The organism is Streptomyces sp. NPDC048604 (assembly GCF_043199435.1).
Taxonomy (GTDB): domain Bacteria; phylum Actinomycetota; class Actinomycetes; order Streptomycetales; family Streptomycetaceae; genus Streptomyces.
In genome coordinates this window covers 20,182-43,805 of record NZ_JBICVX010000001.1, presented here as the reverse complement: position 1 = coordinate 43,805, position 23,624 = coordinate 20,182, and the positions used below count along the sequence as shown (strand labels likewise).

The window sequence follows — 23,624 nt, the reverse complement described above, 5'->3', positions numbered from 1 at the left end:
TCGTTATCTCCATCGCGCTGGGGAGCGCGAGCAGTTGGGGGGTACTTCATGACCGCTGACCGTCCGTACCGTGTGGGATACGCGCCCGGCGCGTACGACCTGTTCCACATCGGTCATCTCAACATCCTGCGCCATGCGCGCAGTCGCTGCGACTACCTCGTGGCCGGTGTGGTGTCCGACGAGATGGCGGAGCTGGCGAAGGGGCGCCGGCCGATGATCCCGCTGGTGGAGCGGCTGGAGATCGTGCGCAGCGTGAAGTACGTGGACGCGGCGTTCGTGGAGACGGTGCCGGACAAGCTGGAGACCTGGAAGCAGGTCCGGTTCGACGTGCTGTTCAAGGGCGACGACTGGCGGGACACGCCCAAGGGCGACAGGCTGGAGAAGGACTTCGCGGGGGTCGGGGTGGAGATCGTCTACTTCCCGTACACGGTGCACACGTCGAGCACGCAGCTGCGGCGGGCGCTCGACCTCCTGACGCAGGAGGCCGAGCCGGGGCCGGTGGGCGGGGTCAGCGACGTGCTGCGTTCAGTTCCCGGGCCCACTTCGTGAGGAAGGCGATCAGGAACAGTACGGCCGCGGCGCCCAGCGCGGTGTAGGCCCAGCGGAACAGTCCGCCCCCGCCGAGCAGCAGGAAGACCAGGCAGAACACGCCGTGGTCGACGGGCAGCAGGGCGACGGCGCGCAGCGTGGACGGCTGCGCGGCGGGCGTCCCGGGGGCGGGCTTCGGCTTGAGCTTCTCGGTGAGCAGTCCCCCGAAGAAGGTGACGACGGCGGCGAGTTGGAAGCCCAGTGGGACCAGGAGCCAGGTGTCGTCCGTGGTGCCGAAGTGGTCGCGGTCGCGGTAGAAGGCGATGAGCACGGCGCTGTGCAGCGCGGTGAGCTTCGCGCAGTCCACCACGTGGTCGAGCCACTCCCCCAGGGGGCTGCCGCCGTCGCGGAGCCGGGCGAGCTGGCCGTCCGCGGAGTCGAAGGCGAAGCCGACGGCCAGCCCGAGCCAGACGAGGACGCCCAGGGCCCAGGATGGCCCTCCGAGGGCCAGGCCGGCGATCGCGGCGAAGCTGAACAGGGCGCTGACCAGGGTGACCTGGTTGGGTGTCAGGCCGAGTGCGTACGAGCCGGCGGCGAGGTACCGGCCGACGGGTCGGTTGACGAAGCGGGAGTAGAGCGAGACGCCCTTCGCCGTCTTCTGCGCGGATCTCAGCTCGGACAGTGCGGTCCCAACGGTTCCCATGGCCCCCCCGGGTCTCAGGCGTGCGGTCTCGGGACATCATCGCAGGAGGCGTGGGGGTGAACGGGCGGTGACCGGCGGTTCCGGCCGAGACGCGCCTACGATGGGCGGATGAGCGCGAGCGGGAATGCGGCAGGTGCGCACGGTGTGCAGGAGCGCGTGGCCGGGCAGCGGCTGGACGTCGCCGTGTCCGTGCTCGCCCTGCTGGCCGATCGGACCCGGCTCGCCCTGCTGGCCGAACTGGGACGGGGCGAGGCGGACGTGACCACGCTGACCGAGGCGTGCGGGGCGGCCCGGCCGTCGGTCAGCCAGCATCTGGCGAAGCTGCGCCTCGCGGGCCTGGTGAGCACCCGCAAGGACGGGCGGCGGGTGGTGTATTCGCTGCGCCACGGCCATCTGCGCCGGCTCGTGGACGAGGCGCTGAACGTGGCCGATCACCAGATCGGCGCCCTGCCGCCGCACGACTGAGGGGCCCGCGCGGGGCGGCCGGGGGCGGTCCCGGCCGGGGGGGGCGGCTCCGGTCAAACATGTGCACAGGTACGCACATATTGATTACGATGGTGACGTGTCCGCGTTGCCGCGCAACCGCGTCTACCGCCGCCTGTTCGCCGCCCAGGTCGTGGCCCTCACCGGCACCGGCCTGGCCACCGTGGCGCTGAGCCTGCTGGCGTACGACCTCGCGGGACCGCGTGCCTCCGCCGTCCTCGGGACCGCGCTGGCGATCAAGATGGTCGCGTACGTGACCGTCGCCCCCGCCGTCGGCGCGCTGGCCGGCCGGATCCCGCCCCGGGCGCTGATGGCAGGCGCGGACGCGATCCGGGCCGGGACCGCGCTCGCGCTGCCGTTCGTCACCGAGCTCTGGCAGGTCTACGCCCTGATCCTGCTGCTCCAGGCCGCGTCGGCGGCGTTCACCCCCACCTTCCAGGCGACGGTCCCGCGGGTGCTGCCCGACGAACGGGACTACACCCGGGCCCTGTCGCTGTCCCGGCTCGCGTACGACCTGGAGAGCCTGCTCAGTCCGGCCCTCGCGGCGGCGCTGCTGACCGTCGTCCCGTACCCGTGGCTGTTCGCCGGCACGACGGCGGGATTCCTGGGCTCGGCCGCGCTGGTGGTGACGACCGCGCTGCCGCGCCCGGGGCAGGCCGCTGACGCCGGCAGCCCGGGGACGCCCGCGTCGGCGCCGCCGGGCCCGTACGCGCGGGCGGCCGGCGGCGCGCGGCTGTTCCTGGCCGCGCCTCCGCTGCGCGCCCTGCTCGCGCTCCACCTCGCCGTCGCGGCGGCCGGGGCGCTCGTGTTCGCCGACACGGTGGTGCTCGTACGGGACCACTTCCAGCGCCCCGCGGAGGCGCTGTCGCTCGCCCTCGGCGCGTACGGCGCGGGCTCCGTGGCCGCCGCCCTGCTGCTGCCCCGGCTGCTCGGGCGGCGCGGCGACCGGACGGTGATGCTGGGGGCCGCGGCCGCGCTGCCGGCACTGCTCGCCGGGGCCGCGGCGCTGGCGGCAAGCGCGCCCGGCGCGGGGACATGGGCGGCGGTGCTCGCCGCCTGGGCGGGGCTGGGAGCGGCCTGTTCCGCCGTGCTCACGCCCGCCGGGCGGGTGATCCGGCGGTCGGCCGCCGAACCGGAGCTGCCGGCCGCGTTCGCCGCGCAGTTCTCCCTCTCGCACGCCTGCTGGCTGCTGACGTACCCGCTGGCCGGCGGGCTCGGGGCGACGGCGGGCCTGCCGGCCGCCGCAGCGGTGCTCGCCGTGCTGGCGCTGGCCGCGGTGGGCGTCGCGGCCCGGACGTGGCCCCGGCAGGAGCGCGTGGCGCACGCCGTTCGGCTTGCGCGTCCTCAGCCGCTGGGCAACGGTCGGTCGTATGGAAGGTCATAGGGGCCCGGGCATCCTGATCGACATCGACGGCGTGCTCACGGTGTCCTGGGAGCCGCTGCCCGGGGCCGTCGAGGCGATGACCGCGCTGCGCGAGGCGGGGCGCCCGCTCGCGCTGGTCACCAACAACACCTCCCGCACCCGTGCCTCGATCGCAGCGCGCCTGGCCGGGCTGGGCTTCCCCGTCGGCACGGACGACATCCTCACCGCGCCGGCGGCCACGGCCGCGTATCTGCGGACCCACCACCCGGACGCCCGATGCCTGCTGCTGACCACCGGGGACGTCCGGGGCGACCTGGACGGCGTCAGGCTGGTGGAGGACGACCCGGGCGGCGAGGCCCCGGACGTCATCGTGCTCGGCGGGGCGGGCGAGGCGTTCACGTACGCGGCGCTGAACCGCGTCTTCCGGTATCTGGACCGGGGCGCGCGGCTGGTCGCCATGCACCGGAACCTGTACTGGCGCACCGCCGGCGGACTCGACCTCGACACCGGGGCGTTCCTGCTCGGCCTGGAGCGGGCGGCCGGGGTCGAGGCGGTCGTCACCGGCAAGCCCTCGGCGGCGTTCTTCGGCGCGGCCCTGGAACACCTCGGCGTCGAGCCGGCGCAGGCGGTGATGATCGGGGACGACGTGGAGTCGGACGTCCTGGCGGCGCAGCGCGCCGGCATCACCGGAGTCCTGGTCCGCACCGGCAAGTACCGCCCGGAGGCGGTGCGCGCGGCGGACGGGACGCCCCACCACGTCGTGGACTCGTTCGCCGACCTCCCGGCCCTGCTGGACGGCCTGTGATGGCCCGCGTGACGGTGCGGGACACCGACATCGTGGTCCGGCTGACGTGGCGGGAGCGGCTCGCCGCCCGGCGCGGCGACATCCGCGTCCCGCTCTCGGCCCTCCGCCAGGCCTACATCGAACCGGACTGGTGGCGCGCCCTGCGCGGGGCACGCGGCCGCGGCCTGTGGATCCCGGACCGCGTGGCCGTCGGCACCCGCGAACTCCCGGACCACACCCAGGACTTCACCGCCTTCCGGCCCGGCCGGCCGGTGCTGTGCCTGAACTTCCGCCCCGCCGCGGAGTACTCCCGCATCGCCGTCCAGGACCCGGAACAGGCCGAGGCCCTGCGCATCCTGACCCCCCACACGACGGACCCCGGCCCGTACCCCACCCCCGAGCGGTGACCTCGCCAGTAGGGGTAACGCCTGGCGCGGAGCCCGGTGTTCCCGCCCGCGCTGTGACATTCCGCCGCCCCGGCGTGCCTTCCCCGCCCGGCCGTGACCTGCGCATACTCCAGGGCCGACGAACGGATGGAGTTGAGGGAACTGATGATGTCGCGCACGGTCACCGCACAAGCCTCGGGCACCTGGCCGCTCGGTGACCTCACGGTCCGCCGGATCGGCTTCGGCGCCATGCGCCTGACCGGCAGCGCCGCCTTCCAGGAGGGCGTCCCCAGCGACCGCGGCCGGGCGATCGCCGTCCTGCGCCGCGCCGTCGAACTCGGCGTCGACCACATCGACACCGCGGCGTTCTACTTCTCCCGGCTGCGCTCCGCCAACGAGCTGATCAACTCGGCGCTGGCGCCGTACGCCGACGACCTCGTCATCGCCACCAAGGTCGGCCCGGCCCGCGACGCCTCCGGCGCATGGGCCGTCTCGGCCCGGCCCGGCGAACTGCGCGGCCAGGTCGAGGAGAACCTGCGCCAGCTCGGCCGCGACCACCTCGACGTGGTGAACCTGCGCATCATGGGCCAGGAGGACATCGGCGAGCACTTCGGGGCCCTCGCCGAACTGCGCACCGCCGGACTCGTCCGCCACCTCGGCATCTCCAACGCCCGCCCGGAGCACCTGGACCAGGCGCAGGCGATCGCGCCGGTGGTGTGCGTGCAGAACAGGTACGGGATCGACGCGGCCGACGGGGCGGCGATGCTGCGCGCCTGCGGGGACCGGGGGATCGCCTTCGTGCCGTACTTCTCCCTCGCGGGCGAGGGACGCGAGTCCGGGGCGGTCCGGGCCGAGCACGACGAGGTTCTCGGCGTGGCCCGCGCGCACGGGGTCTCGGCGGCGCAGGTCCGGCTCGCATGGATCCTGGCGCAGGGCGACCACGTCCTCGCCATCCCCGGTACGGGCAACCCGGCTCACGTCGAGGACAACGTGGCGGCGGGCGGACTCCGGCTGACCGAGGACGACCTGCGGCTCCTCGGCTCCGTCGCCCGCCGCTGACCGCGCCGGTCAGGGGACGAGGTTCGCCATGGCCCCGACCGGCAGTGACGGGTTCGTGGCCGCCGCCTCCGCCACGGACTCGTCCGGGTCGACGAGCAGGGACACCAGGACGTCCGGCGGCAGGGCGGGATGGGCGGCGGCGAGGGAGCGGGTGCGGGGGTGGCCGAGGCAGGCGCGGAGGGCGGCCGGGGTGGCGTGCGGGTGGGCGGCGATCGCCTGGAGCGCCTTGCGCGGCGGGGCGGGCAGGGCGGCGAGGTCGGTCAGGAGCGCCGGGGACGCGTCCGGGTTGGACGCGACGGCCGCGGCCGCCTGTGGGCCGAATCGTCGGAGGATCTCCCGGAGTTGACCTTCCGTCAGTCCCGTGTGCGGGGCCACCGCCCCGGCCACCTTCGCGTCGGCGTCCGCCGCCAGCGCGTCGCGCAGCTCGGCGGGAAGATCCCGGCGGCGGGCCGCCAGCAGGCGGGTGGACGGCAGGGGCGAGGCCGCCAGGAGTTCCAGCTCGTCCCGCGTCGCCGCCGCCACGCGCGGGAGCACCCCCGCGGCCGGCTTCGTCCGGGCCGCCACCTCCGACAGGAGGTCGAGGGGGATCCGTGGATTGCGCGCCAGACCGCGGCGCACGTCGTCGTAGGGGTCACGGGCCAGCAGGCGCATCGTCTCCTCGCCGATCGCCGCGTTGGCCGCCAACTCCTCCCGTACGTACGGCGTTTCGTCGGCGGCCAGCCGGACGGCCGCCCATGGCGGCAGGTCGGTGCGGGCGGCGACGGCCGCTCGGTGCAGCATCGACTCGGCGTCGGCGTAGCCCGCCGCCGCGTCCGCGGGGGTCGCCGGGTTCTCCAGCGCGGCCAGCCGCGTGTAGTGCACGGTGTATTCGTGCGTGCCGTCGCACCGCGCGTCCGGCGGCAGGTCGCAGTCCGTGCGCGGGCAGTCCGCGGCGTGCACGAACGGCGGCGGCTCCCGGTCGCAGACCTCGCAGCGGTCCGCCGGCGTCAGGCCCTCCCCGGTGAGGAGCGCCGCCAGCGCCTCCGGCGGCGTGACCGGGTTGGTGGCCGCCCCGCGCCGCACCTTGGCGTGCGGATGCCGTGCCAGCGCCGCCGCCCGCTCCGGTGACGTGGTCCAGATCGCCACCTCCGCCACCACCCGGATCTCCGGGTCGGCGAGCAGCGTCTCCACCACGTCCTGCGGCAGCCCCGGGCATTCCGTCAGCTTCTCGCGGCGCATCACGTCGGGGTCCCGTACGAGCAGCCGCGCCCACGGCGCGGTCGACTCCCCCGCGCGGCCCTCCTCCAGCAGGGCGAGCGCCGTCCGAGGCCGCGTCACCGGGTCGACGTCGGCGGCGGTCAGCAGCCCCCGGCGCGCGAGTCCCGCCGCGGTGAGGTCGTCGAACTCGGCCAGCGTCCGCACCTGTTCGCGGTCCAGGTCGTCCCGGTCGCCGAGCCACCGCGCCAGCCATTCGTCCGATTCCCGCACCGCGGCGCCGATCAGCCGGTCCACCAGTTCCGCGGGCAGCGACGGATTCTCCGCGAGCCCCTCCCATACTCGATTCACCGGGGCATCGTGCCCCACGTGTCCCTAGGACTTCACCCCGGTATCGCGCTCCAGCGCCGCCTCGCCCTCCGCGTCCAGGTGCGGCAGGATCCGGTCCAGCCAGCGTGGGGTCCACCAGGCGTGCTTGCCGAGCAGGGTCATGACCGCGGGCACGAGCAGCAGACGGACGATCGTGGCGTCGATGAGCACGCTCACCGCGAGCCCGAGGCCGAGCATCTTGATGACGATGTTGTCCGAGACGATGAACGCCGCGAACACGCTCACCATGATCAGCGCGGCGCAGGTGATGACCCGGGCGGTGATCTCCAGGGCGTGGGCGACGCTCGCCTTGGCGTCCCCGGTGCGCAGCCATGCCTCGTGGACGCGGGAGAGCAGGAAGATCTCGTAGTCCATGCTCAGGCCGAAGACGATCGCGAACATCATCATCGGCACGTAACTCTCGATCGGCACCTCGCCGTTGACGCCCAGCGCCGGCCCGCCCCAGCCCCACTGGAAGACGGCGACGACCACGCCGTACGAGGCCGCTATGGACAGCACGTTGAGCACGGCCGCCTTCAGCGCGACCAGCAGTCCGCGGAAGACGATGAGGATGACGAGGAAGGCGAGCCCGACGACGACCGCGATGATCAGCGGCAGCCGGCTGGAGACGATCTCCAGGAAGTCGACCTGGGCCGCCGTGGTGCCGGTGACGTACGTCTGGGCGTCGGTGCCGGCGACGGCCTGCGGCAGGACGTCGTCGACGAGGTGCTCGGTGAGCTGCGTGGTCTCCTCGTCCTGCGGGGAGGCCACCGAGTACGCGGTGCCGATGAGCACGTCGCCGTCGGGCGTGGGGCGCAGCGGGGTGATGTAGTGGGCGTCGGGCACGTTCGTCAGGGACTGCTGGAGCTTGGTGGCCAGGTCGGCGCGGTCCGCCGAGGGCACGGACGTCTGGTCCACGACGAGCGTGAGCGGCCCGTTCGCGCCCGGTCCGAACGACTCGGAGATCAGGTCGTAGGCCCGCCGGTCCGTGAAGGACTCCGGGTCGGCGCCGTCGCCGATGTGCCCGAGCTGGATGAAGAACACCGGGAAGGCGAGGATCACCAGGGCGACCACCCCGCACACCAGGAACGTCCAGGGGCGCCGTTCGACCCGCTGTGCGTACCGGTGCCAGGTGCCGTGCGCGGCGGCGCCGGACTCCTCGCCCGCCACCGCGCCGGCCTCGGGCTCGGTCTCCGCGACGGGGGTGCGCACGTGGTACTTGTCGATGCGCTTGCCCACGAGGCCCAGCATGGCCGGGACCAGGGTGAGCGCCGCGAGGACCGCGGTGATCACGGTGAACGCGGCCGCGAGCCCCAGTTTGCCGATGAACGTGACGCCCGAGACCCACAGCCCGGACAGCGCGATGATCACCGTACATCCGGAGACGAGGACGGCCCGGCCGCTCGTGGTGGTCGCCAGGCCCGCCGAGTCGGCGGGATCGTGGCCGTCCATGATGTTCTGGCGGTGCCGGGTGATGAGGAACAGCGCGTAGTCGATGCCGACACCGATACCGATCATGGTGGCCAGGGTCGGCGAGACGGTGCCGAAGGTGAACGCGGCCGCAATCAGACCGAGAAGGGCCAGTCCGCAGATCGCCCCGATCAGGGCGGTGATCAGCGGCAGAACGGCCGCGATGACGCTGCCGAAGCCGATCAGCAGCACCACGATCGCCACGGCGAAGCCGATCGCCTCGCTGGTGCGGTCGTCGGCCTCCGGCCGGGCGAGTTCGCCGAGCGAGCCGCCGTACTCGACGGTGACGCCGGCGTCCCGCAGCGGCTGGACGGCGGCGTCTACGCCGTTCAGGTAGTCGTCGCCGAGGACGGAGGGAGTCACGCTGAAGCGGATGGAGATGTACGCGGTCTTGCCGTCGGTGGACAGCGGGCCGACGTTCGGCGTCCCCGGAGGCGGCGGCTGCGGCGTGGAGCCCGGCGGCGGCAGCGGGTTCTGGACGCTGATCACGTCGGGCAGTTTCTCCAGCGCGTCGACGGTCGCGTCGACCGTGGCGGCCTGGTCGGTGAGCGGCCCGGCGGGCCGGTTCAGCACGATCTGGGAGCCGTAGCCGCCGGCCGAGGGGTCGTGCGCCTGGAGGACGTCCAGACCCTCCGTCGACTGCACGCCGGGGAGCGAGAAGTTGTCCGAGTACTCGCCCCCGAACGCCCGGTCGAGCGCCTGCAGGCCGCCGACGGCGGCCAGCCAGAGAACGATGACGACGACGAAATGCCGTGCGCACCAGTGTCCGAGGCGGTACAGCCCGCTCTTGCCCGGTGCGCGGCTGCCCTGCGGAGAGCTACCTGCGTTCATGTCGTGGCCGTATCCGTTGACGTTCCGGTTGGCGTGTCCGTTGCGTGCGTACGTCCCCGAGCGAAAGGAGTGGACCGCAGGAGTGCACTCGGTCCATAGGGTCATTGTTGGTCCTGGGCGCCCCACCGGCATCTCGGGTCCGAAGCGCGCGGCAGCGCCGGGGCCGTGATAGTGGAGCCATGAAGCGCTATCCGCTGATCGCGGACCACGGCCTGGTGGGCGACCTCCAGACGTCCGCGCTGATCTCCGACGAGGGCGTGGTCGACTGGTTCGCGGCCCCACGCTTCGACTCGCCCGGCATCTTCTCTGCCCTGCTCGACCACGATCGGGGCGGGTACTTCCGGCTCTCCGTCGACGGGCCGGACGTGTCGGTGAAGCAGCTGTACTACCCGGACACGGCGTTGCTCGTGACCCGCTTCATGTCCCCCGACGGCGTGGGTGAGTTGATCGACTGGATGCCGCCGATCCGCTCCGCGGTCCCCTCCGACCGGCACGCCATACTGCGGGTGATGCGCTGCACCCGGGGCAAGGTCCGCTTCACCCTGGAGTGCCGGCCCCGCTTCGGTTTCGGCGCCGATCCTCACGAGACGACGCTGGAAGGACGCACCGCCGCTTTCCGGGCCTCGGGCATCTGCGGGTTCCTGCAGACGAGCGTGCCGCTGGAGCACGACGGGCCGCACGACGTGCGCGGCAGCCTGGAGCTCGCCGAGGGCGGGCTGGCGGGCGCCGCGTTCACGGTGACCGGCCCCGACGCGCCCGTACCGCCGCTGCCCCGTCCGCAGGAGGCGGAGGGGATGCTGTGGGACGCCGTCGACTACTGGCAGTCGTGGGTGCGGACCACCCGGTACCGCGGCCGCTGGCCCGACATGGTGCACCGCTCCGCCATCACGCTGAAGCTGCTCACCTATCTACCGACCGGCGCGCCGATCGCCGCGGCGACGCTCGGGCTGCCGGAGCAGGTCGGCGGCGAGCGCAACTGGGACTATCGCTACACCTGGATCCGCGACGGCTCGCTGGCCGTCCGCGCGCTGCTCGACCTCGGCTTCGTGGAGGAGGCGGCGGCCTTCTCCGGCTGGCTCGCCGCGCGCGTCACCGAGCGGGCCGCGTCGTCGGCGGACGGGGACCGCCCGCTGCAGATCATGTACCGGGTGGACGGGGACCCCTTGCTGTCCGAGGAGATCCTGGAGCACTTCGAGGGCTACCGCGGCTCGTACCCGGTGCGCGTCGGCAACGGCGCGGCGGACCAGCTGCAGCTCGACATCTACGGCGAGGCGCTGTACGCGCTCGCACAGCGCCGCGGCGGCCTGGACGCGCGCCCCGACTACCGGAGCTGGCAGGCGGTTTCGAGCCTGCTCGACTGGCTGGCGCGGTCCTGGGACCGGCCTGACGAGGGCATCTGGGAGACGCGGGGCGGGCAGCAGGACTTCACGTACAGCCGGGTGATGTCGTGGGTGGCGTTCGACCGCGGGCTGCGGCTCGCCGAGGAGTTCGGCCGCCCGGCGGACCTGGAGACCTGGCGGCGGAGCCGGGACGAGATCTTCGAGCAGCTGATGAGCCGGGGCTGGAGCGAGCGCCGTGCGGCGCTGGTGCAGTCGTACGGGGACGCGGACGTCGTCGACGCCTCACTGCTCCTGATCCCCCGGGTCGGACTGCTCAGCCCGACGGACCCGATGTGGCTGTCGACGCTCGACGCGATCGAGCGGGACCTTGTGAAGGACAGCCTGGTGTACCGGTACGACCCGGCCGCCTCGCCCGACGGACTGCGGGGCTCGGAGGGCACGTTCAGCCTGTGCACCTTCCTGTACGTGGACGCGCTGGCGCGGGCGGGGCGGGTGCGTCAGGCCCGGTTCTCCTTCGAGAAGATGCTGACGTACGCCAACCATGTGGGCCTGTTCGCCGAGGAGATCGGCCCGAGCGGCGAGCAACTGGGCAACTTCCCGCAGGCGTTCACCCATCTGTCCCTGATCATGGCGGCGACGACGCTGGACGACGCCCTGGACGGCCGCCCCGGACCGGTGTGACCGGGCCGCGGTACGGGACCGCGGCCCGGCACTGTCCGAGCCGCGGCGTCAGTGACGCTCAGGCAGGTCACGGTCCGCGGGCGCGACCGGACGGGGCTCCGCCTTCAGGGCGGACCTGCCGGTCTTGGCGGGGGTGCCGCAGAACGCGGCCTCGAGGGTGCCGCCCAAAGCGGTGTTGGCCACGCCGTGGTTCGAGGTGTTCGCCACGGCCGACAGGCTGCGGCGGCCGTCACGGGTCGAGAAGGCGTACGTGTAGTAGCCCTGCACGGTGCCGGTGTGGCCGAAGATCTGCGTCCCGCACGACAGGTCGTAGCGGCGCAGGCCGAGCCCGTAGAAGCGGGTGTTCGTGGTGTCCGTAGGCGTCACCGTCGTCATCGCGTCCAGCATCGCCGGGGAGAGCAGCCGGCCGCGCATCAGCGCGCTGGTGAAGGTGTTGAGGTCGGCCGGGGTGGAGATGAACGCCCCGGCGGACTGCGCCCAGGACACGGTCTGCTCGGTCGAGTCGACGAGCGGTGCCCCGGCCTCGTCGGGGTGCAGGTGACCGCGCACGTGCAGGCCCTTGATGGCGGTGTCGGGGTGCACGTACGAGGTGTTGCGCAGCCCCAGCGGCTTGATGATGCGCTGCTTGTACGCGTCGGCGACCGGGCGGCCCGTCAGCTTCTCGATGAGCATGCCGACGACGACGAAGTTGGTGTTGGAGTACTTGTACGCGACGCCCGGCTCGGTGGTGCGCGGCTCGGCGAGCGACAGGTTCACCAGCTCCTGGTAGGTGAAGACCCGGTTCCGTACCGCCTCGAAGCCCGGCACGGTCTGCGCGAACATCTTGTCGGTGTAGTCGGCCAGCCCGCTGCGGTGGGTGAGCAGGTGACGGACCGTGATCCGGTCGTCGGGCAGCAGGCCGGGCAGGTACCCGTTCACCGGCCGGTCCAGTTCCACCCGGCCCTCCTGCACCAGCTGGAGCAGCACCACGGACGAGAACGTCTTGCTGACGCTGCCGATGCGGAAGCGGGCACGGATGTCCATGGCCGCGCCGGACGCCTTGTCGCGGACGCCGACGGTGCGGCTCCGGACGCCGTCGGGGCCGGAGTAGCGCGCCATGGCGCCCGGCGCGCCCTTGGCCAGGGCGTCGTTCAGCGCGGCGACGACCCTGTTCATGTCCGGGGCGGGTACGGGCTTGGCGGGCGTGGGCGCGGCGGGGGCGGGCGCTGCGACGGCGGCCGCCGGCGCGAGCCCCCCGGCAAGCGCGGCGATCACGGTGACACTCACGGCCAGACGGCGGTGCAGTGACAAGGGCACGTTGTCTCCTCGGCTCTTCTCGTTCGTTCGGCGGAGCGGTGCGGTGGTCGGCCGCGGGCTCCATGGATCATGAACGCGGAGGCCGGCATTCGGTTCCCGGGACACGCGAAAAAAATCGGGCCGGCCCTCGAAAGGGCCGGCCCGGCGGAGAGTCGTGCGAGTGGCGGCGGCAGTTCAGCGCGCCGTGAGCGGGGTCTCCTCCTCGATGCGGGTGAGCTTCTCGGGGTTGCGGACGTAGTACAGGCCGGTGATCCGGTCGCCCTCGAAGCTGATGCCCATGACCCCGTCGAGCTCGTCGTCCAGACGGAACAGCAGGCCGGGGTTGCCGTTGACGACGGTGGGCTCGATGGTGAGCGTGGCGTCGAGCTTGGCCTTGCCGCCGAGGAGGAAGCGGGCCACCTTGTCCGCGCCCATGACGGGGCGGAGCGCGGCCTGCTTGAAGCCGCCGCCGTCGGCCATCAGGACGACGTCGGGGGCGAGGACGTCGAGGAGGCCCTGGATGTCTCCGGTCGTCGCGGCGCGCTGGAAGGAGTCCAGGGCCGCGCGGGTCGCGTCCGGGGAGACGGCCTCGCGCGGCCGCCGGGCGTCGACGTGCTTGCGGGCGCGGTGGGCGATCTGCCGTACGGTCGCGGGGTTCTTGTCGACCGCGGCGGCGATCTCGTCGTAGCCGACGTCGAAGACCTCGCGCAGCACGAAGACCGCGCGTTCGGTCGGGGACAGCGTCTCCAGGACGAGCATGAGCGCCATCGACAGGCTCTCGGCGAGCTCGACGTCCAGGGCCACGTCCGGTGTGGTGAGCAGCGGTTCGGGCAGCCACTGGCCGACGTAGGACTCCTTGCGGCGGGACAGGCTGCGCAGCCGGTTGAGCGACTGGCGGGTGGTGATCCGGACCAGGTACGCGCGCCGGTCGCGGACCTGGTCCAGGTCGACGTCGACCCAGCGCAGCCAGGTCTCCTGGAGGACGTCCTCGGCGTCGGCGGCGGAGCCGAGCATCTCGTACGCGACCGTGAAGAGGAGGTTCCGGTGGGCGACGAACGCCTCGGTCGCCGGGTCGGCGGCGTCCCGGTCACGTACGGCGCGCTCGCGCGAGTCCCCGTCGCTCACGCCGAGTTCGTCGGGGCTCTCGGGCACCTCGGGCTCGTCCACGGCGACTTCCCTTCTCTTCACGTCGTTTCCCTCAGCTCCGGGCCGCGGGCGCGGCCTCGGGGAGCGCCGCGCCGGACTGCCCGGCGCGCAGCGCGAGCATCTCCTGACGCCGCTTCCCCTCCGACTTGGACTTCTTGTGCAGACGGAACGTACCGGGCCTGCGGGCCTCGTCCGCCAGCTGCTTCACCGTGTGCTTGCAGATGAACTCCTTGAGCTTCGCTCCGGGCACGCCCCCGAGGTGGCCCGACTTCGCGCTGTCGTCCTTGCGCGCGAACTGGAAGATGCCGTGGCGGCGGCCCAGGCTGACGCACAGTCCGGCGAACCCGATGGCGAGGGTCGCGGGCCGGGCGCCGTCGAGGCGGCTGAGCAGGGTGTCGGCGGCGTGCGCGCCCAGCGGGCCGGCGGCCTGGCAGCTCATGCGGTACGGCAGGTTGGACGGCGCCGCCGAGTCGCCGGCCGCGAGGATGCGGTCGTCGTCGACGCTGGTCAGGGTCTCGTCGGTGATCAGACGGCCCAGGGCGTCGGTGGTCAGCCCGCTGTGTGCGGCCAGGTCCGGGACGCCGAACCCGACGGTCCAGATGGTCACCGCGCTCGGCAGGGTGCGGCCGTCGGCGAGTTCCACGCTGTCGCGGGTCACCGCGGTGACCTTGGCGTCGTGGCCCTCGACGACGGTCACCCCGAGGTCGGCGAGCCGGCCGGCGACGGAGCGGCGGCCGCGCGGGTGCAGGTACGGGCCGAGCACCCCGCCGCAGACGAGGGTCACCCGGCGGCCCTGCTCCGCCAGCTCGGCGGCCGTCTCGATGCCCGACGGGCCGGCGCCGACGACGGTCACGGGGGCCTCGGCGGCGGCCTGCTCGACGACCGGGCGAAGCCGCTCGGCCTCCTCCAGGGACGCGATGGGGTAGGCGAACTCGGCCGCGCCGGGCACGCTCGGGTCGGCGCTGCCGCTGCCCACCGCGTACAGCAGGTAGTCGTACGGGATCGTGCCGCCGCTCGCCAGGGTCAGGCTGCGCTGCGGGGCGTCGATCCGGTCCACGGTGTCGACGAGGAGGCGGACGCCGTCGGCCAGGACGTCCCGGTAGTCGACGACGGCGGCGTGCGTGTCGCCGACCAACTGGTGGAGCCGGATCCGCTCGACGAAGGCCGGGCGCGGGTTGATCAGGGTGACGGCGACATCGGTGCGGCCGGTGATGCGGTTGGCGGCCATGACGCCGGCGTAGCCGCCGCCGATGACGACGATCCGGGTGCGGGGGGCGGTGTGCTCGGTCATGGTGTCTCCTCCGGTTCCAGGGGGTTCGGCCTTGAGACACCGCAGGCCCTGAGGTTGTGACACACGTGACCCGGATCACAGCCGCGAAGTCCATGATCATGCGCCGCGCGTCGACCGTAGTCGATGATCACCCGAATGGTCGCCCCGAACCGTTGGGACTAATGTCGATGTATGGACCAGGTGTCTGGTCAGAGGCGCGCCCGCGCTCCCGCGGCCCCTCCGCGGTGTGGGGAGGAACGGTCGGCGCGCGAAAGGAGCAGCCTCCCATGACCCGTACAGTGCGAGGCGCGATCGCGGTGGCCGGAGCCGCGGCCCTGACCCTGGGGCTGGCGGCCACGACGGGAACGGCGCTGGCGTCGGACGACGCCGCGGCGAAGCAGGACGTCAAGATCGGACTGCTGCTGCCGGAGAGCAAGACGACCCGCTACGAGAAGTTCGACCGGCCGTACATCGAGCAGAAGATCAAGGAACTGGCGCCGGACGCCCAGATCGACTACTACAACGCGGCCGAGAGCGCGACGACCCAGCAGCAGCAGGTCAACACGGCGCTCGCCAAGGGCGACCAGGTGCTGATCCTGGACGCGGTGGACGCCAAGTCGATCCAGTCGTCGGTGGAGAAGGCCAACCAGGCCGGCGTGAAGATCGTCGCCTACGACCGTCTCGCCCAGGGCCCCGTGGACGCCTATGTCTCGTACGACAACCGCAAGGTCGGTGAACTGCAGGGCAGGGCGCTGCTCGAGGCGCTCGGCGACAAGGCGGAGGACGGGCAGATCGTGATGCACAACGGCTCCCCGACCGACCCCAACGCGGCCGAGTTCAAGGCCGGCGCGCACTCCGTCCTCGACGGCAAGGTGAAGATCGGCAAGGAGTACGACACTCCCAACTGGGACCCGAACAACGCCAACCAGCAGATGTCCGGCGCGATCAGCGCACTCGGCAAGGACAACATCGTCGGCGTCTACTCCGCCAACGACGGTCTGGCCGCCGGCATCGCCACGGCGCTGAAGTCGGCCGGCATGAACGTGCCGCTGACCGGTCAGGACGCCCAACTCGACGCCATCCAACGGATTCTGCTGGGCACTCAGACCATCACCGTCGAGAAGCCGTACAAGCCCGAGGCCGACATCGCGGCCACGATGGCCGTCAACCTCGCCGAGGGCAAGCCGATTCCGGAGGACCTGACCCCCATCACCGTCACCAGCGGCAGCGGCGACAAGGTCCCGGCGAATCTGCTGACCCCGGTCGTGGTCCACAAGGACAACATCCAGGACACGGTCGTCAAGGACGGTCTGTACACGGTCGACGAGATCTGCACGCCTGCCTACGAGGCGGCCTGCAAGGAGGCCGGGCTCGAGTAGGAGCGACCCCCACGAGGCGGTTCCCGCCGAGGAGGCGGTTGAGTTGCCGGATGCACCTGTGCTGACACTGCGGGGGGTCTCCAAGAGGTTCGGCGCGGTCCAGGCCCTGTCCGACTTCGATCTGGACGTCCACGCCGGTGAGGTGGTCGCGCTGGTCGGCGACAACGGCGCCGGCAAGTCCACCGCCGTCAAGGCGATCGCCGGGGTGAACCCGCCCGACGAGGGCGTCATCGAGTGGCAGGGCCGGCCGGTCTCCATCCACCGGCCGCACGACGCCCAGAACCTCGGCATCGCGACCGTCTACCAGGACCTCGCGCTCTGCGACAACCTGGACGTGGTCGGCAACCTCTTCCTCGGCCGGGAACTGCGCCGTTTCGGGGTGCTCGACGAGGTCCGCATGGAGCAGCGCTCCCGCGAACTGCTCGACACCCTGTCGATCCGGATCCCCTCCGTACGCATCCCGGTCGCCTCGCTCTCCGGCGGCCAGCGCCAGACGGTGGCGATCGCCCGCTCCCTGGTCGGCGACCCGAAGGTCGTGATCCTGGACGAGCCGACCGCCGCGCTGGGCGTGGAGCAGACCGCCGAGGTCCTCGACCTCGTCGAGCGGCTCCGCGGCCACGGCCTGGGGACCATTCTCATCAGCCACAACATGGTGGACGTGATGGCGGTCGCGGACCGGATCGCGGTGCTGCGCCTCGGCCGCAACAACGGCGTCTTCGACAAACGCGCCACCACCACCGAGGAGATCATCTCCGCGATCACCGGGGCCACGGAGAGCGCGGTCACCCGCCGCCAGGCCCGGATCCGCGAGGAACGGGAGGCCCGCGGGGAGGCCCGTGGGGAGGAGGGACGATGAGACGGCGCGGCGACTCCGACGGCCCGAACCGCATCCCCGACGACTCGGCCGCCCAGCAGCCCGCCCCGGAGGCGATGCCGGCCGTCGACAGCCGGCTGATCGTGCGCGAGGAGGGCGTCCGCGGATACGTGACCGAATTCCGGCGCAAGCTGCGCAGCGGCGAACTGGGCTCGCTGCCCGTCGTGATCGCCGTGATCATCATCTGGACGGTGTTCGGCAGTCTGGACAGCGCGTTCCTCTCCGCGCAGAACCTGTCCGACCTGAGCCAGCAGATCGTCGGCACCGGAATGATCGCCGTCGGGATCGTGTTCGTGCTGCTGCTCGGCGAGATCGACCTGTCGGTCGGCTCGGTCAGCGGCCTGTGCGCGGCGATCTTCGCCGTGCTCAACGTGCTGAACGGGATGAACCAGTGGCTGGCGCTGCTGGTCGCGATAGCGGGCGGTGCGGCGGTCGGGCTCATCCAGGGCTTCTTCTTCGCCAAGGTCGGCGTGCCCGCCTTCGTGGTGACGCTCGCCGGAAACCTCGCCTGGAACGGGCTGATGCTGCAGGTGCTGGGCAGCACCGGCACGGTCAACATCCCGAGCGAGTCGGTGGTCGCCGAGCTGTACTCGAAGATCTTTGAGAGCCCGGCCGCGGCGTACGTGGCCGCCGGCGTCGGGGTCGGCCTGTTCCTGTTCGCCCAGCTCCTCGACTCCCGGCGGCGGCGGGTGGCGCGGGTGCCGTACCGGCCGCTCGCCGAGATCGTGCTGCGCACGGTGGTGATCGGGGCGATCGCGTTCGCCACGGCGTACATCCTGAACCAGTACCAGGGGCTGCCGCTGGCGCTGCTGCTGTTCCTGATCCTGCTGGTGGTACTGGACTTCGTGCTGCGCCGCACCCGCTACGGGCGGCAGGTCTTCGCGGTGGGCGGCAACATCGAGGGCGCGCGGCGGGCCGGCATCAGCGTGCCGTTCGTGCGGATGAGCGTCTTCACGATCGCCGGCACGATGGCGGCGGTCGGCGGCATCTTCCTCGCCGGGCAGATCCAGTCGGCGAGCCAGACCTCCGGCGGCGGCAATCTGCTGATGAACGTGATCGCGGCCGCGGTCATCGGCGGCACGAGCCTGTTCGGCGGGCGCGGTTCGGTGTGGTCGGCGCTGCTCGGCGCGCTGGTGATCGGCTCGATCCAGTCCGGCATGAACATCATGGGCGTGAGCAACGCCGTCCAGTTCATGATCACCGGTTCGGTGCTGCTGGCCGCCGTGGTCGTGGACTCCCTGTCCCGCCGCAGCCAGAAGGCCGCCGGACGGGCCTGAGCGGGTCAGTAGGGGGTCAGTCCTCCTGCGGCGCGTAGGTCTCCAGGTACGCCGTGACGAGCCTGCGGGCCTCGTTCATCGTGGTCTCGTCGCCGCCCGGGGAGCGCTCGAACGCGAGGTCGAAGAGCCGGTCGCCGGCCTCGAAGGCGCACTGCATGACGTACAGCGGGGTGTCGGCGTCGATCAGCCGGTGCTTGACCAGCACGCGCCAGGTCTGCTCGGCGACCGACTCGTCGAACGCGCGGCCCAGTTCGGCGAGCGTCGCGCCGCGCTCCCGCCAGAGCTGGACGAAGGCGGGGTTGCGGCGGCCGTAGTCGAACAGCGGGTCGATCACGGCGTCGACGGTGTCGCGTACGGACCGCGGCGCGCTCTCGCCGAGCCGGGCGGCGATCCGCTCGCGCAACCAGGTCACGTGGCGCTGCAGCAGCTCGGTCTCGACCTCGCCGCGGTCGCGGTAGTAGTGGTAGACGGACGCGGTCGGGATGCCGGCCCGCTCGCCGATCGCCTTGAGCGTGGCGGCCTCGTACCCCTGCTCGCCGAGCAGGGCCTCGGCGGCGTCCAGGATGGCCTTCACCCGCTCGATCCTGCGCCGCTGCACCACGGCCGGCCGCCCGGCTGCCTTGTCGATCATGATTCCGGATCGTACCAGCGGGGGACGCGTTGAGCAGGGGCGCCGAACGCCCTAGACCCGTCTCGCACCCACGTCAAGACCCCGAACGGCAACGATCAATGCGCAGGTGAAACGTGGTCTCCTCGACTCCCGAACTCGAATCGACCTCACCGATGACAAGACCTTGACGGCACTCTTCCGATGGCTAAACTCGAATCGATTCGAGTTTGAATCTCGCGCGCTCTTGGCCGGGCCGTCCGCGAAAGATCGGCTCGATCGGGCTGCCGATCTGGGGCGTCGAGGTCCGGGTCACCCGCCGCGACGGCTCGGAGGCGGACGTGGACGAGCCCGGCGAGATCCAGGTCCGCGGCCACAACGTGATGAAGGGCTACCTCGACCGGCCGGAGGCGACCGCCGAAGCCATCGACGAGCAGGGCTGGTTCCGAACGGGCGACATCGGCAAGCGCGACGCCGACGGCTACCTCTTCATCATCGACCGCACCAAGGACCTGATCATCCGCGGCGGCTTCAACGTCTACCCGCGCGAGATCGAGGAGGTCCTGCACACCCACCCGGACGTCAGCCTCGCCGCGGTGGTCGGAGTGCCGCACCCGAGCCACGGCGAGGAGGTCAAGGCCTTCGTCATCCGCACGCCGGGTTCCACCGTCACCGAGGAGGAGCTGGTGGCCTGGGGCAGGAAGAACATGGCGGGCCACAAGTACCCGCGCATCGTCGAGTTCCGCCCGACCCTGCCCATGACCGCCACCGGCAAGATCCTCAAGCGCGAGCTGACGACGGACTGATCCGAGCGGGGCTCCGTCGTGCAGCCCGGTACGACGCCTTTGCGCCGTACCGGGCTGCGGTCTCCCGGGGGTCAGCAGGTCACTTCACGCCGACCGCCCGGATGATCTCCTGCTTCACCGCGCCGCCCCGGTCGTCGGTCGCCGAGGCCCGCAGCGAGACGAACCGCGCACCGTCCGGCACGGTCACGGCGGACTTCCACGCCGCGTCCTTGCCCTCCACCCGGTCGAGGCCGAGCTTCGTCCAGGTCGTGCCGTCGTCGAACGAGACCTCCAGGGTGCCGGCGCCGATCGTGCCGGTGCCGGTCGCGCCCTTGACGTACTCCGCGGAGATCCCGACGGGCAGCCGGCTTCCCGCGCGGACGTCGCCGAGGGTGTCGGTGTCCACGTCGAAGCCGAGGTTGATCATCGGGACGAAGGTCTCCCGGTCCGTGGCGGTCTCCGCGGAGCGGAAGGTCCACTCGGCGTGGCCCTTCGTCGACAGCCGCCACCGCTCCGGGTCGAGCGCGGTGTCCGTGACGACCCGGTACTCGGCCTGCTCCGCGGGCGCGGTCCAGGCGTAGGCGCCGGAGCCCGTCTTGCGGTCGACCCGGGCCCCGTTGACGTACACCTCGGTGAACTGCTTCATCGAGTCGTCGTTCCACACGTTGCCGAAGCCGGTGTGGTCGTAGCCGGAGTCGCCCCAGCCGGGCGTGTTGAACCGCAGGGTGTTGCCCCGGCGGGTCTGGCCCCAGCCGAGACCGGTGCCCAGCCACGGGTGCCAGACCGGCTCGAACCACGTCAGGCGGGCCTTGCTGCCGCCGCGGTAGGTGCTGAGACCGCCGCGCTGCTCAAGGGACTGGTCGAGGTCGACGGACTCGTGCCAGTACTGGCCCTTGCCGGTGGAGACGTACTCGGTGCGCTGGGTCGGGAACGCGATCCGCTCCTTGAAGCCCCAGCCCCTCGGGAAGGCGTCGGTGATCGCGTAGCGGAACTCGCCGCCGGTCTCCTTGCGGGCCGTCGGCATGTGGAACGTGGAGTCCACCGTGGCCAGTTCCTCGTCGGACGGGTGGAAGACCAGGTCCTCGCCGACCCGCCCCGGGTGGGACTCGGAGAGGTCGTACGTGAACGGCGTGTAGCGCGTGCCGGTCAGGTCGAGCCGCTCGCCGCGCGCGGCGCCGGCGGCGAGCAGAGCCCCGTCGGCGGCGTTGACGGTGGCGACGGCCAGCGGCCGGTCCTCGTACTGCGCCGTGCCGAACCAGGACATCAGCCGGCCCGGCCGGTCGTCGGTGACGAACAGGGCCTTGGCACCGGCGTCCTGGGCGTTCTGCGCGAGTTGGGCGGTGTCGGCGTCGCCGGCGCGGCGGACGAGGACGGCCTTTCCGGCGACGTCCTTGCCCTCGTACTCGGCGGCCGTGCCGGTGCCCGCGTCGACGAGCCCGAGCCGGAACCGGCCGTCGAGCACCGTGGTACCGCCCTGCGGGGTGGCGCCGGAGAGCCGGACCCCGTCGACCTTCGCCTCGACCATCGGCTGTCCGAGCCGCCACACGGTCCGGTAGTCGAAGGTGCCGGTGGCGGGCTTCTCGGTGGGCGCGGCGAAGACCGAGTCGTACTTCGGCGGGACCATGACGGCGCCGCCGTAGTGAGCGCCGTTCGCCTTGCGGTCGAACTCCATGATGAGCTGCCGGGTCTCGGTGCGCTTGTCGACCTCCGCCCGGATCTCGCGCAGCTTCCGTGCGTCGAGGGTGACTGCGCGGTCGCGGTCGAGGACGATCTCCGGCGCGGTGATCAGGCCGACGCCGAGGGAGTCCTTGCCGTGGGAGCCGCGCACGTCGAGGAAGGTGTCGACGGTGTACGTACCCGGCTTCAGGCGCAGTTCGAGCGTTCCGGACTCGCCGACCGCGGCCGGGAACGGGTCCACGCCCGCGGCGAGCCGCTGCACGCCCAGGTAGGCGGGCGTCGGGGCGCCGTCACGGTCCTTGACGTGGACCGTGAGGGTGTAGCGCTCCTCCTCCTTGACGAGGCCGAGCGCGGTGCGGGCGACGACCTTTCCGTCGGCCGCGGTGGCGGTGATCCGGCCGCCGCTGTTGCCGACGGGCGCCTTGCCGCCGTCGCCGGTGACGGTGGTCCGCGCGGTGCCGTGCGCGGGCACGGTGAGCGTGGCGTCGGCGAGGGTGGCGGCGCCGGCGGGCATGCCTTCGACGGCGAGCGTCAGGGTGACGGGCGCGTCGGTGTGGTTGGTGTACGTCACCGGCTTGGCGACCGGCTGGTTGGCCGGGTAGGGCCAGCTGTAGAAGCCGAGGTCGGCGGAGCCGGTGGCGGTGACCGTGGCGCCCGTCGCCGCCGGCACGTCGACGCGGCCGGCGCCGAGCGCGTACGGCGACGCATCGAGCGGCTTCGACGACGACATCAGCCCGTCCTTGAGCTGCGCGCCCGTCCAGTCGGGGTGCTTCTCGGCGAGCAGCGCGGCGACGCCCGCGATGTGCGGGGTGGCCATCGAGGTGCCGCTCATCGAGGTGTACAGGCCGCTGCCGGGGACGAGCTGGGAGCGTGCGGCGAGGATGCCGACCCCGGGCGCGGACAGGTCCGGCTTGAGGGCGAAGTCGCCGGTGCGGGGGCCCTGGCTGGTGAAGTACGCGGCGTGGTCGGCGGCGTCGACGGCGCCGACGGTCAGCGCGGAGTCGGCGGCGCCGGGCGAGCCGATGGTGCCGGGGGCGCCGGAGTTGCCGGCGGCGATGACGAACAGGGCGCCGGTCTGCGCGGACAGGGTGTTGACTGCCTCGGCCATCGGGTCGGTGCCGTCGCTGCCCTCGCGCGAGCCGAGGCTCATCGACACGATCTTGGCGTCGACGTCCTTCGCGGCCCACTCCATACCGGCGATGATCTGCGACTCGCTGCCGAAGCCGTCGTCGGAGAGGACCTTGCCGACGGCGAGTTCGGCGCCGGGCGCGACGCCCTTCTCCTTGCCGTCGGAGCCGGCGCCGCTGCCGCCGACGGTGGAGGCGACGTGGGTGCCGTGGCCGTTGCGGTCGGCGACCTCCTGGCCCTCGATGAAGCTCTTGGTGGTGCTGATGCGTCCGGCGAGGTCGGTGTGGCCGGTGTCGGCGCCGGTGTCGAGGACGGCGACCTTGACGCCCTTGCCGGTGAGCCCGGCCTCCCAGGCGGCGGGGGTGCCGATCTGGGCGTTGGACTGGGCCATGTCGGCCTGGACGCGCCCGTCCAGCCAGATCTTCTCGATGCCGCCGGAGAAGGTGCGGCGCGAGGTGGCCACCGCGTCCCAGAGGAGGCCCGGATCGGCCTTCATCGCCACGCCGCCGATGCTCGGCAGGGCCCGTACGGCGTCGGCGCCGCGCGGTGCGGCGGCCCGGCTGCCCTGGGAGTACGTGACGATGAGCGGCAGCGCCTCGCCCGCGCCGAGACCCTGCTGGATGAGCCCGGTGACGTCGAACAGCCGCCGGTCGAGGACGCCGGAGGCCAGGTAGGGGCGGGCTTCGTCGGGTATGACGGTGATCCGGCCGTTGGACGTCTCGCTGCGTACGGCGCCGGTGGCGCCCTTCGGCCGCTCGACGGTGACGGCCTGCCGACCGCCGCCGAGGTCGGTGACGGTGACCTTGTCGCCGGTGATGAGCGTGACGGTGTGCCGGGGCGCCGACCGCGCGGGCGCGGCGGTTGGGTTCGGAGCCGCTTCGTTCGGGCCGCCCGGGGTCTCCGTGGCGAGGGCCTGTCCGGCCGGGAGCAGTACGAGCGACAGCCCTGCCGCCAGCAGCCGGACCCGCCTCCTCGCGGGTGCTCTGGTCATGAATGCCTCTCCTTTGACGCCCGG

The 23,624-nt window shown here is 72.4% G+C and carries 19 protein-coding genes; 11 read left to right on the top strand and 8 right to left on the bottom strand.

What is annotated here, in order from left to right; translation table 11 throughout:
* Positions 1 to 48 precede the first annotated feature (48 nt).
* On the top strand, positions 49 to 549 hold the full coding sequence (locus tag ACGFMM_RS00185; protein ID WP_393641614.1) for an adenylyltransferase/cytidyltransferase family protein: 501 nt from the start codon (positions 49 to 51) through the stop codon (positions 547 to 549).
* Here ACGFMM_RS00185 and ACGFMM_RS00180 read toward each other — a convergent pair.
* The gene (locus tag ACGFMM_RS00180) at positions 509 to 1,231 is read right to left on the bottom strand and encodes a CDP-alcohol phosphatidyltransferase family protein (RefSeq protein WP_393641612.1); all 723 of its coding nucleotides are present in this window, start codon (positions 1,229 to 1,231) and stop codon (positions 509 to 511) included. The genes ACGFMM_RS00185 and ACGFMM_RS00180 overlap by 41 nt on opposite strands.
* A 108-nt stretch (positions 1,232 to 1,339) precedes the next feature.
* Between ACGFMM_RS00180 and ACGFMM_RS00175 the strand changes: the two genes are divergently transcribed.
* From ACGFMM_RS00175 to ACGFMM_RS00155, 5 genes are all read left to right on the top strand, one after another.
* Complete coding sequence (locus ACGFMM_RS00175; protein WP_393641610.1) at positions 1,340 to 1,696, top strand: ArsR/SmtB family transcription factor; 357 nt, start codon at positions 1,340 to 1,342, stop codon at positions 1,694 to 1,696.
* A gap of 97 nt (positions 1,697 to 1,793) precedes the next feature.
* The gene (locus ACGFMM_RS00170) at positions 1,794 to 3,098 is read left to right on the top strand and encodes an MFS transporter (protein ID WP_393641608.1); all 1,305 of its coding nucleotides are present in this window, start codon (positions 1,794 to 1,796) and stop codon (positions 3,096 to 3,098) included.
* Positions 3,085 to 3,882, top strand: coding sequence for a TIGR01458 family HAD-type hydrolase (locus tag ACGFMM_RS00165; protein WP_393641606.1), 798 nt, complete (start codon positions 3,085 to 3,087; stop codon positions 3,880 to 3,882). The genes ACGFMM_RS00170 and ACGFMM_RS00165 overlap by 14 nt, the downstream gene beginning before the upstream one ends.
* Positions 3,882 to 4,268 carry a hypothetical protein gene (locus ACGFMM_RS00160; protein ID WP_393641604.1) on the top strand — a complete coding sequence of 129 codons (387 nt, stop codon included), beginning with the start codon at positions 3,882 to 3,884 and terminating at the stop codon, positions 4,266 to 4,268. Before ACGFMM_RS00165 ends, ACGFMM_RS00160 begins: the two co-directional genes overlap by 1 nt.
* A gap of 144 nt (positions 4,269 to 4,412) precedes the next feature.
* On the top strand, positions 4,413 to 5,306 hold the full coding sequence (locus ACGFMM_RS00155) for an aldo/keto reductase (RefSeq protein ID WP_393641602.1): 894 nt from the start codon (positions 4,413 to 4,415) through the stop codon (positions 5,304 to 5,306).
* 9 nt (positions 5,307 to 5,315) lie between these two features.
* Here the strand turns inward: ACGFMM_RS00155 and ACGFMM_RS00150 are convergent, their stop codons facing one another.
* Together ACGFMM_RS00150 and ACGFMM_RS00145 are read right to left on the bottom strand one after the other, a co-directional pair.
* Entirely contained in the window at positions 5,316 to 6,851 is a 1,536-nt protein-coding gene (locus tag ACGFMM_RS00150; RefSeq protein ID WP_393641601.1) for a hypothetical protein, read from the bottom strand.
* A gap of 24 nt (positions 6,852 to 6,875) precedes the next feature.
* Positions 6,876 to 9,170: an MMPL family transporter gene (locus ACGFMM_RS00145; RefSeq protein WP_393641599.1), complete on the bottom strand. Its 2,295-nt coding sequence runs from the start codon at positions 9,168 to 9,170 to the stop codon at positions 6,876 to 6,878.
* Positions 9,171 to 9,349: 179 nt separating this feature from the next.
* Here ACGFMM_RS00145 and ACGFMM_RS00140 point away from each other — a divergent pair, with 179 nt between their 5' ends.
* Positions 9,350 to 11,191 (top strand): glycoside hydrolase family 15 protein, encoded by a 1,842-nt coding sequence (locus tag ACGFMM_RS00140; RefSeq protein WP_393641597.1) that lies wholly within the window; start codon positions 9,350 to 9,352, stop codon positions 11,189 to 11,191.
* A gap of 48 nt (positions 11,192 to 11,239) precedes the next feature.
* Here the strand turns inward: ACGFMM_RS00140 and ACGFMM_RS00135 are convergent, their stop codons facing one another.
* From ACGFMM_RS00135 to ACGFMM_RS00125, 3 genes are all read right to left on the bottom strand, one after another.
* A complete protein-coding gene (locus tag ACGFMM_RS00135; RefSeq protein WP_393641595.1) occupies positions 11,240 to 12,487 on the bottom strand; it encodes a serine hydrolase domain-containing protein in 1,248 nt (415 codons plus the stop codon).
* Between the two features lie 174 nt (positions 12,488 to 12,661).
* Positions 12,662 to 13,591 (bottom strand): RNA polymerase sigma-70 factor, encoded by a 930-nt coding sequence (locus tag ACGFMM_RS00130; protein ID WP_393642767.1) that lies wholly within the window; start codon positions 13,589 to 13,591, stop codon positions 12,662 to 12,664.
* Positions 13,592 to 13,664: 73 nt separating this feature from the next.
* Positions 13,665 to 14,903, bottom strand: a complete 1,239-nt coding sequence (locus ACGFMM_RS00125) for an NAD(P)/FAD-dependent oxidoreductase (protein ID WP_393641593.1) — start codon at positions 14,901 to 14,903, stop codon at positions 13,665 to 13,667.
* A 266-nt stretch (positions 14,904 to 15,169) separates the two neighbouring features.
* Here ACGFMM_RS00125 and ACGFMM_RS00120 point away from each other — a divergent pair, with 266 nt between their 5' ends.
* From ACGFMM_RS00120 to ACGFMM_RS00110, 3 genes are read left to right on the top strand one after another with little or no spacing between them, the layout of a single operon-like run.
* Complete coding sequence (locus ACGFMM_RS00120; protein WP_393641591.1) at positions 15,170 to 16,261, top strand: substrate-binding domain-containing protein; 1,092 nt, start codon at positions 15,170 to 15,172, stop codon at positions 16,259 to 16,261.
* Positions 16,262 to 16,304: 43 nt separating this feature from the next.
* Positions 16,305 to 17,117, top strand: coding sequence for an ATP-binding cassette domain-containing protein (locus ACGFMM_RS00115; protein WP_393641589.1), 813 nt, complete (start codon positions 16,305 to 16,307; stop codon positions 17,115 to 17,117).
* Positions 17,114 to 18,412 (top strand): sugar ABC transporter permease, encoded by a 1,299-nt coding sequence (locus ACGFMM_RS00110; protein ID WP_393641587.1) that lies wholly within the window; start codon positions 17,114 to 17,116, stop codon positions 18,410 to 18,412. The genes ACGFMM_RS00115 and ACGFMM_RS00110 overlap by 4 nt, the downstream gene beginning before the upstream one ends.
* A 16-nt stretch (positions 18,413 to 18,428) precedes the next feature.
* Here ACGFMM_RS00110 and ACGFMM_RS00105 read toward each other — a convergent pair whose 3' ends face one another.
* Positions 18,429 to 19,043 (bottom strand): TetR/AcrR family transcriptional regulator, encoded by a 615-nt coding sequence (locus ACGFMM_RS00105; protein ID WP_393641585.1) that lies wholly within the window; start codon positions 19,041 to 19,043, stop codon positions 18,429 to 18,431.
* Positions 19,044 to 19,249: 206 nt separating this feature from the next.
* On the opposite strand from ACGFMM_RS00105, the gene ACGFMM_RS00100 reads away from it, so the two are divergent.
* Positions 19,250 to 19,825, top strand: coding sequence for an AMP-binding protein (locus ACGFMM_RS00100; RefSeq protein WP_393641583.1), 576 nt, complete (start codon positions 19,250 to 19,252; stop codon positions 19,823 to 19,825).
* 79 nt (positions 19,826 to 19,904) lie between these two features.
* On the opposite strand, the gene ACGFMM_RS00095 is transcribed toward ACGFMM_RS00100, so the two are convergent.
* Positions 19,905 to 23,600: a S8 family serine peptidase gene (locus ACGFMM_RS00095; protein WP_393641581.1), complete on the bottom strand. Its 3,696-nt coding sequence runs from the start codon at positions 23,598 to 23,600 to the stop codon at positions 19,905 to 19,907.
* Positions 23,601 to 23,624: the final 24 nt, after the last annotated feature.

Coding starts and splice junctions, on each gene's coding strand:
- ACGFMM_RS00185 (WP_393641614.1), top strand. CDS start 49: ATGACCGCTGACCGTCCGTACCGTGTGGGATACGCGCCCGGCGCGTAC.
- ACGFMM_RS00180 (WP_393641612.1), bottom strand. CDS start 1,231: ATGGGAACCGTTGGGACCGCACTGTCCGAGCTGAGATCCGCGCAGAAG.
- ACGFMM_RS00175 (WP_393641610.1), top strand. CDS start 1,340: ATGAGCGCGAGCGGGAATGCGGCAGGTGCGCACGGTGTGCAGGAGCGC.
- ACGFMM_RS00165 (WP_393641606.1), top strand. CDS start 3,085: ATGGAAGGTCATAGGGGCCCGGGCATCCTGATCGACATCGACGGCGTG.
- ACGFMM_RS00160 (WP_393641604.1), top strand. CDS start 3,882: ATGGCCCGCGTGACGGTGCGGGACACCGACATCGTGGTCCGGCTGACG.
- ACGFMM_RS00155 (WP_393641602.1), top strand. CDS start 4,413: ATGATGTCGCGCACGGTCACCGCACAAGCCTCGGGCACCTGGCCGCTC.
- ACGFMM_RS00145 (WP_393641599.1), bottom strand. CDS start 9,170: ATGAACGCAGGTAGCTCTCCGCAGGGCAGCCGCGCACCGGGCAAGAGC.
- ACGFMM_RS00140 (WP_393641597.1), top strand. CDS start 9,350: ATGAAGCGCTATCCGCTGATCGCGGACCACGGCCTGGTGGGCGACCTC.
- ACGFMM_RS00125 (WP_393641593.1), bottom strand. CDS start 14,903: ATGACCGAGCACACCGCCCCCCGCACCCGGATCGTCGTCATCGGCGGC.
- ACGFMM_RS00120 (WP_393641591.1), top strand. CDS start 15,170: ATGACCCGTACAGTGCGAGGCGCGATCGCGGTGGCCGGAGCCGCGGCC.
- ACGFMM_RS00110 (WP_393641587.1), top strand. CDS start 17,114: ATGAGACGGCGCGGCGACTCCGACGGCCCGAACCGCATCCCCGACGAC.
- ACGFMM_RS00105 (WP_393641585.1), bottom strand. CDS start 19,043: ATGATCGACAAGGCAGCCGGGCGGCCGGCCGTGGTGCAGCGGCGCAGG.
- ACGFMM_RS00095 (WP_393641581.1), bottom strand. CDS start 23,600: ATGACCAGAGCACCCGCGAGGAGGCGGGTCCGGCTGCTGGCGGCAGGG.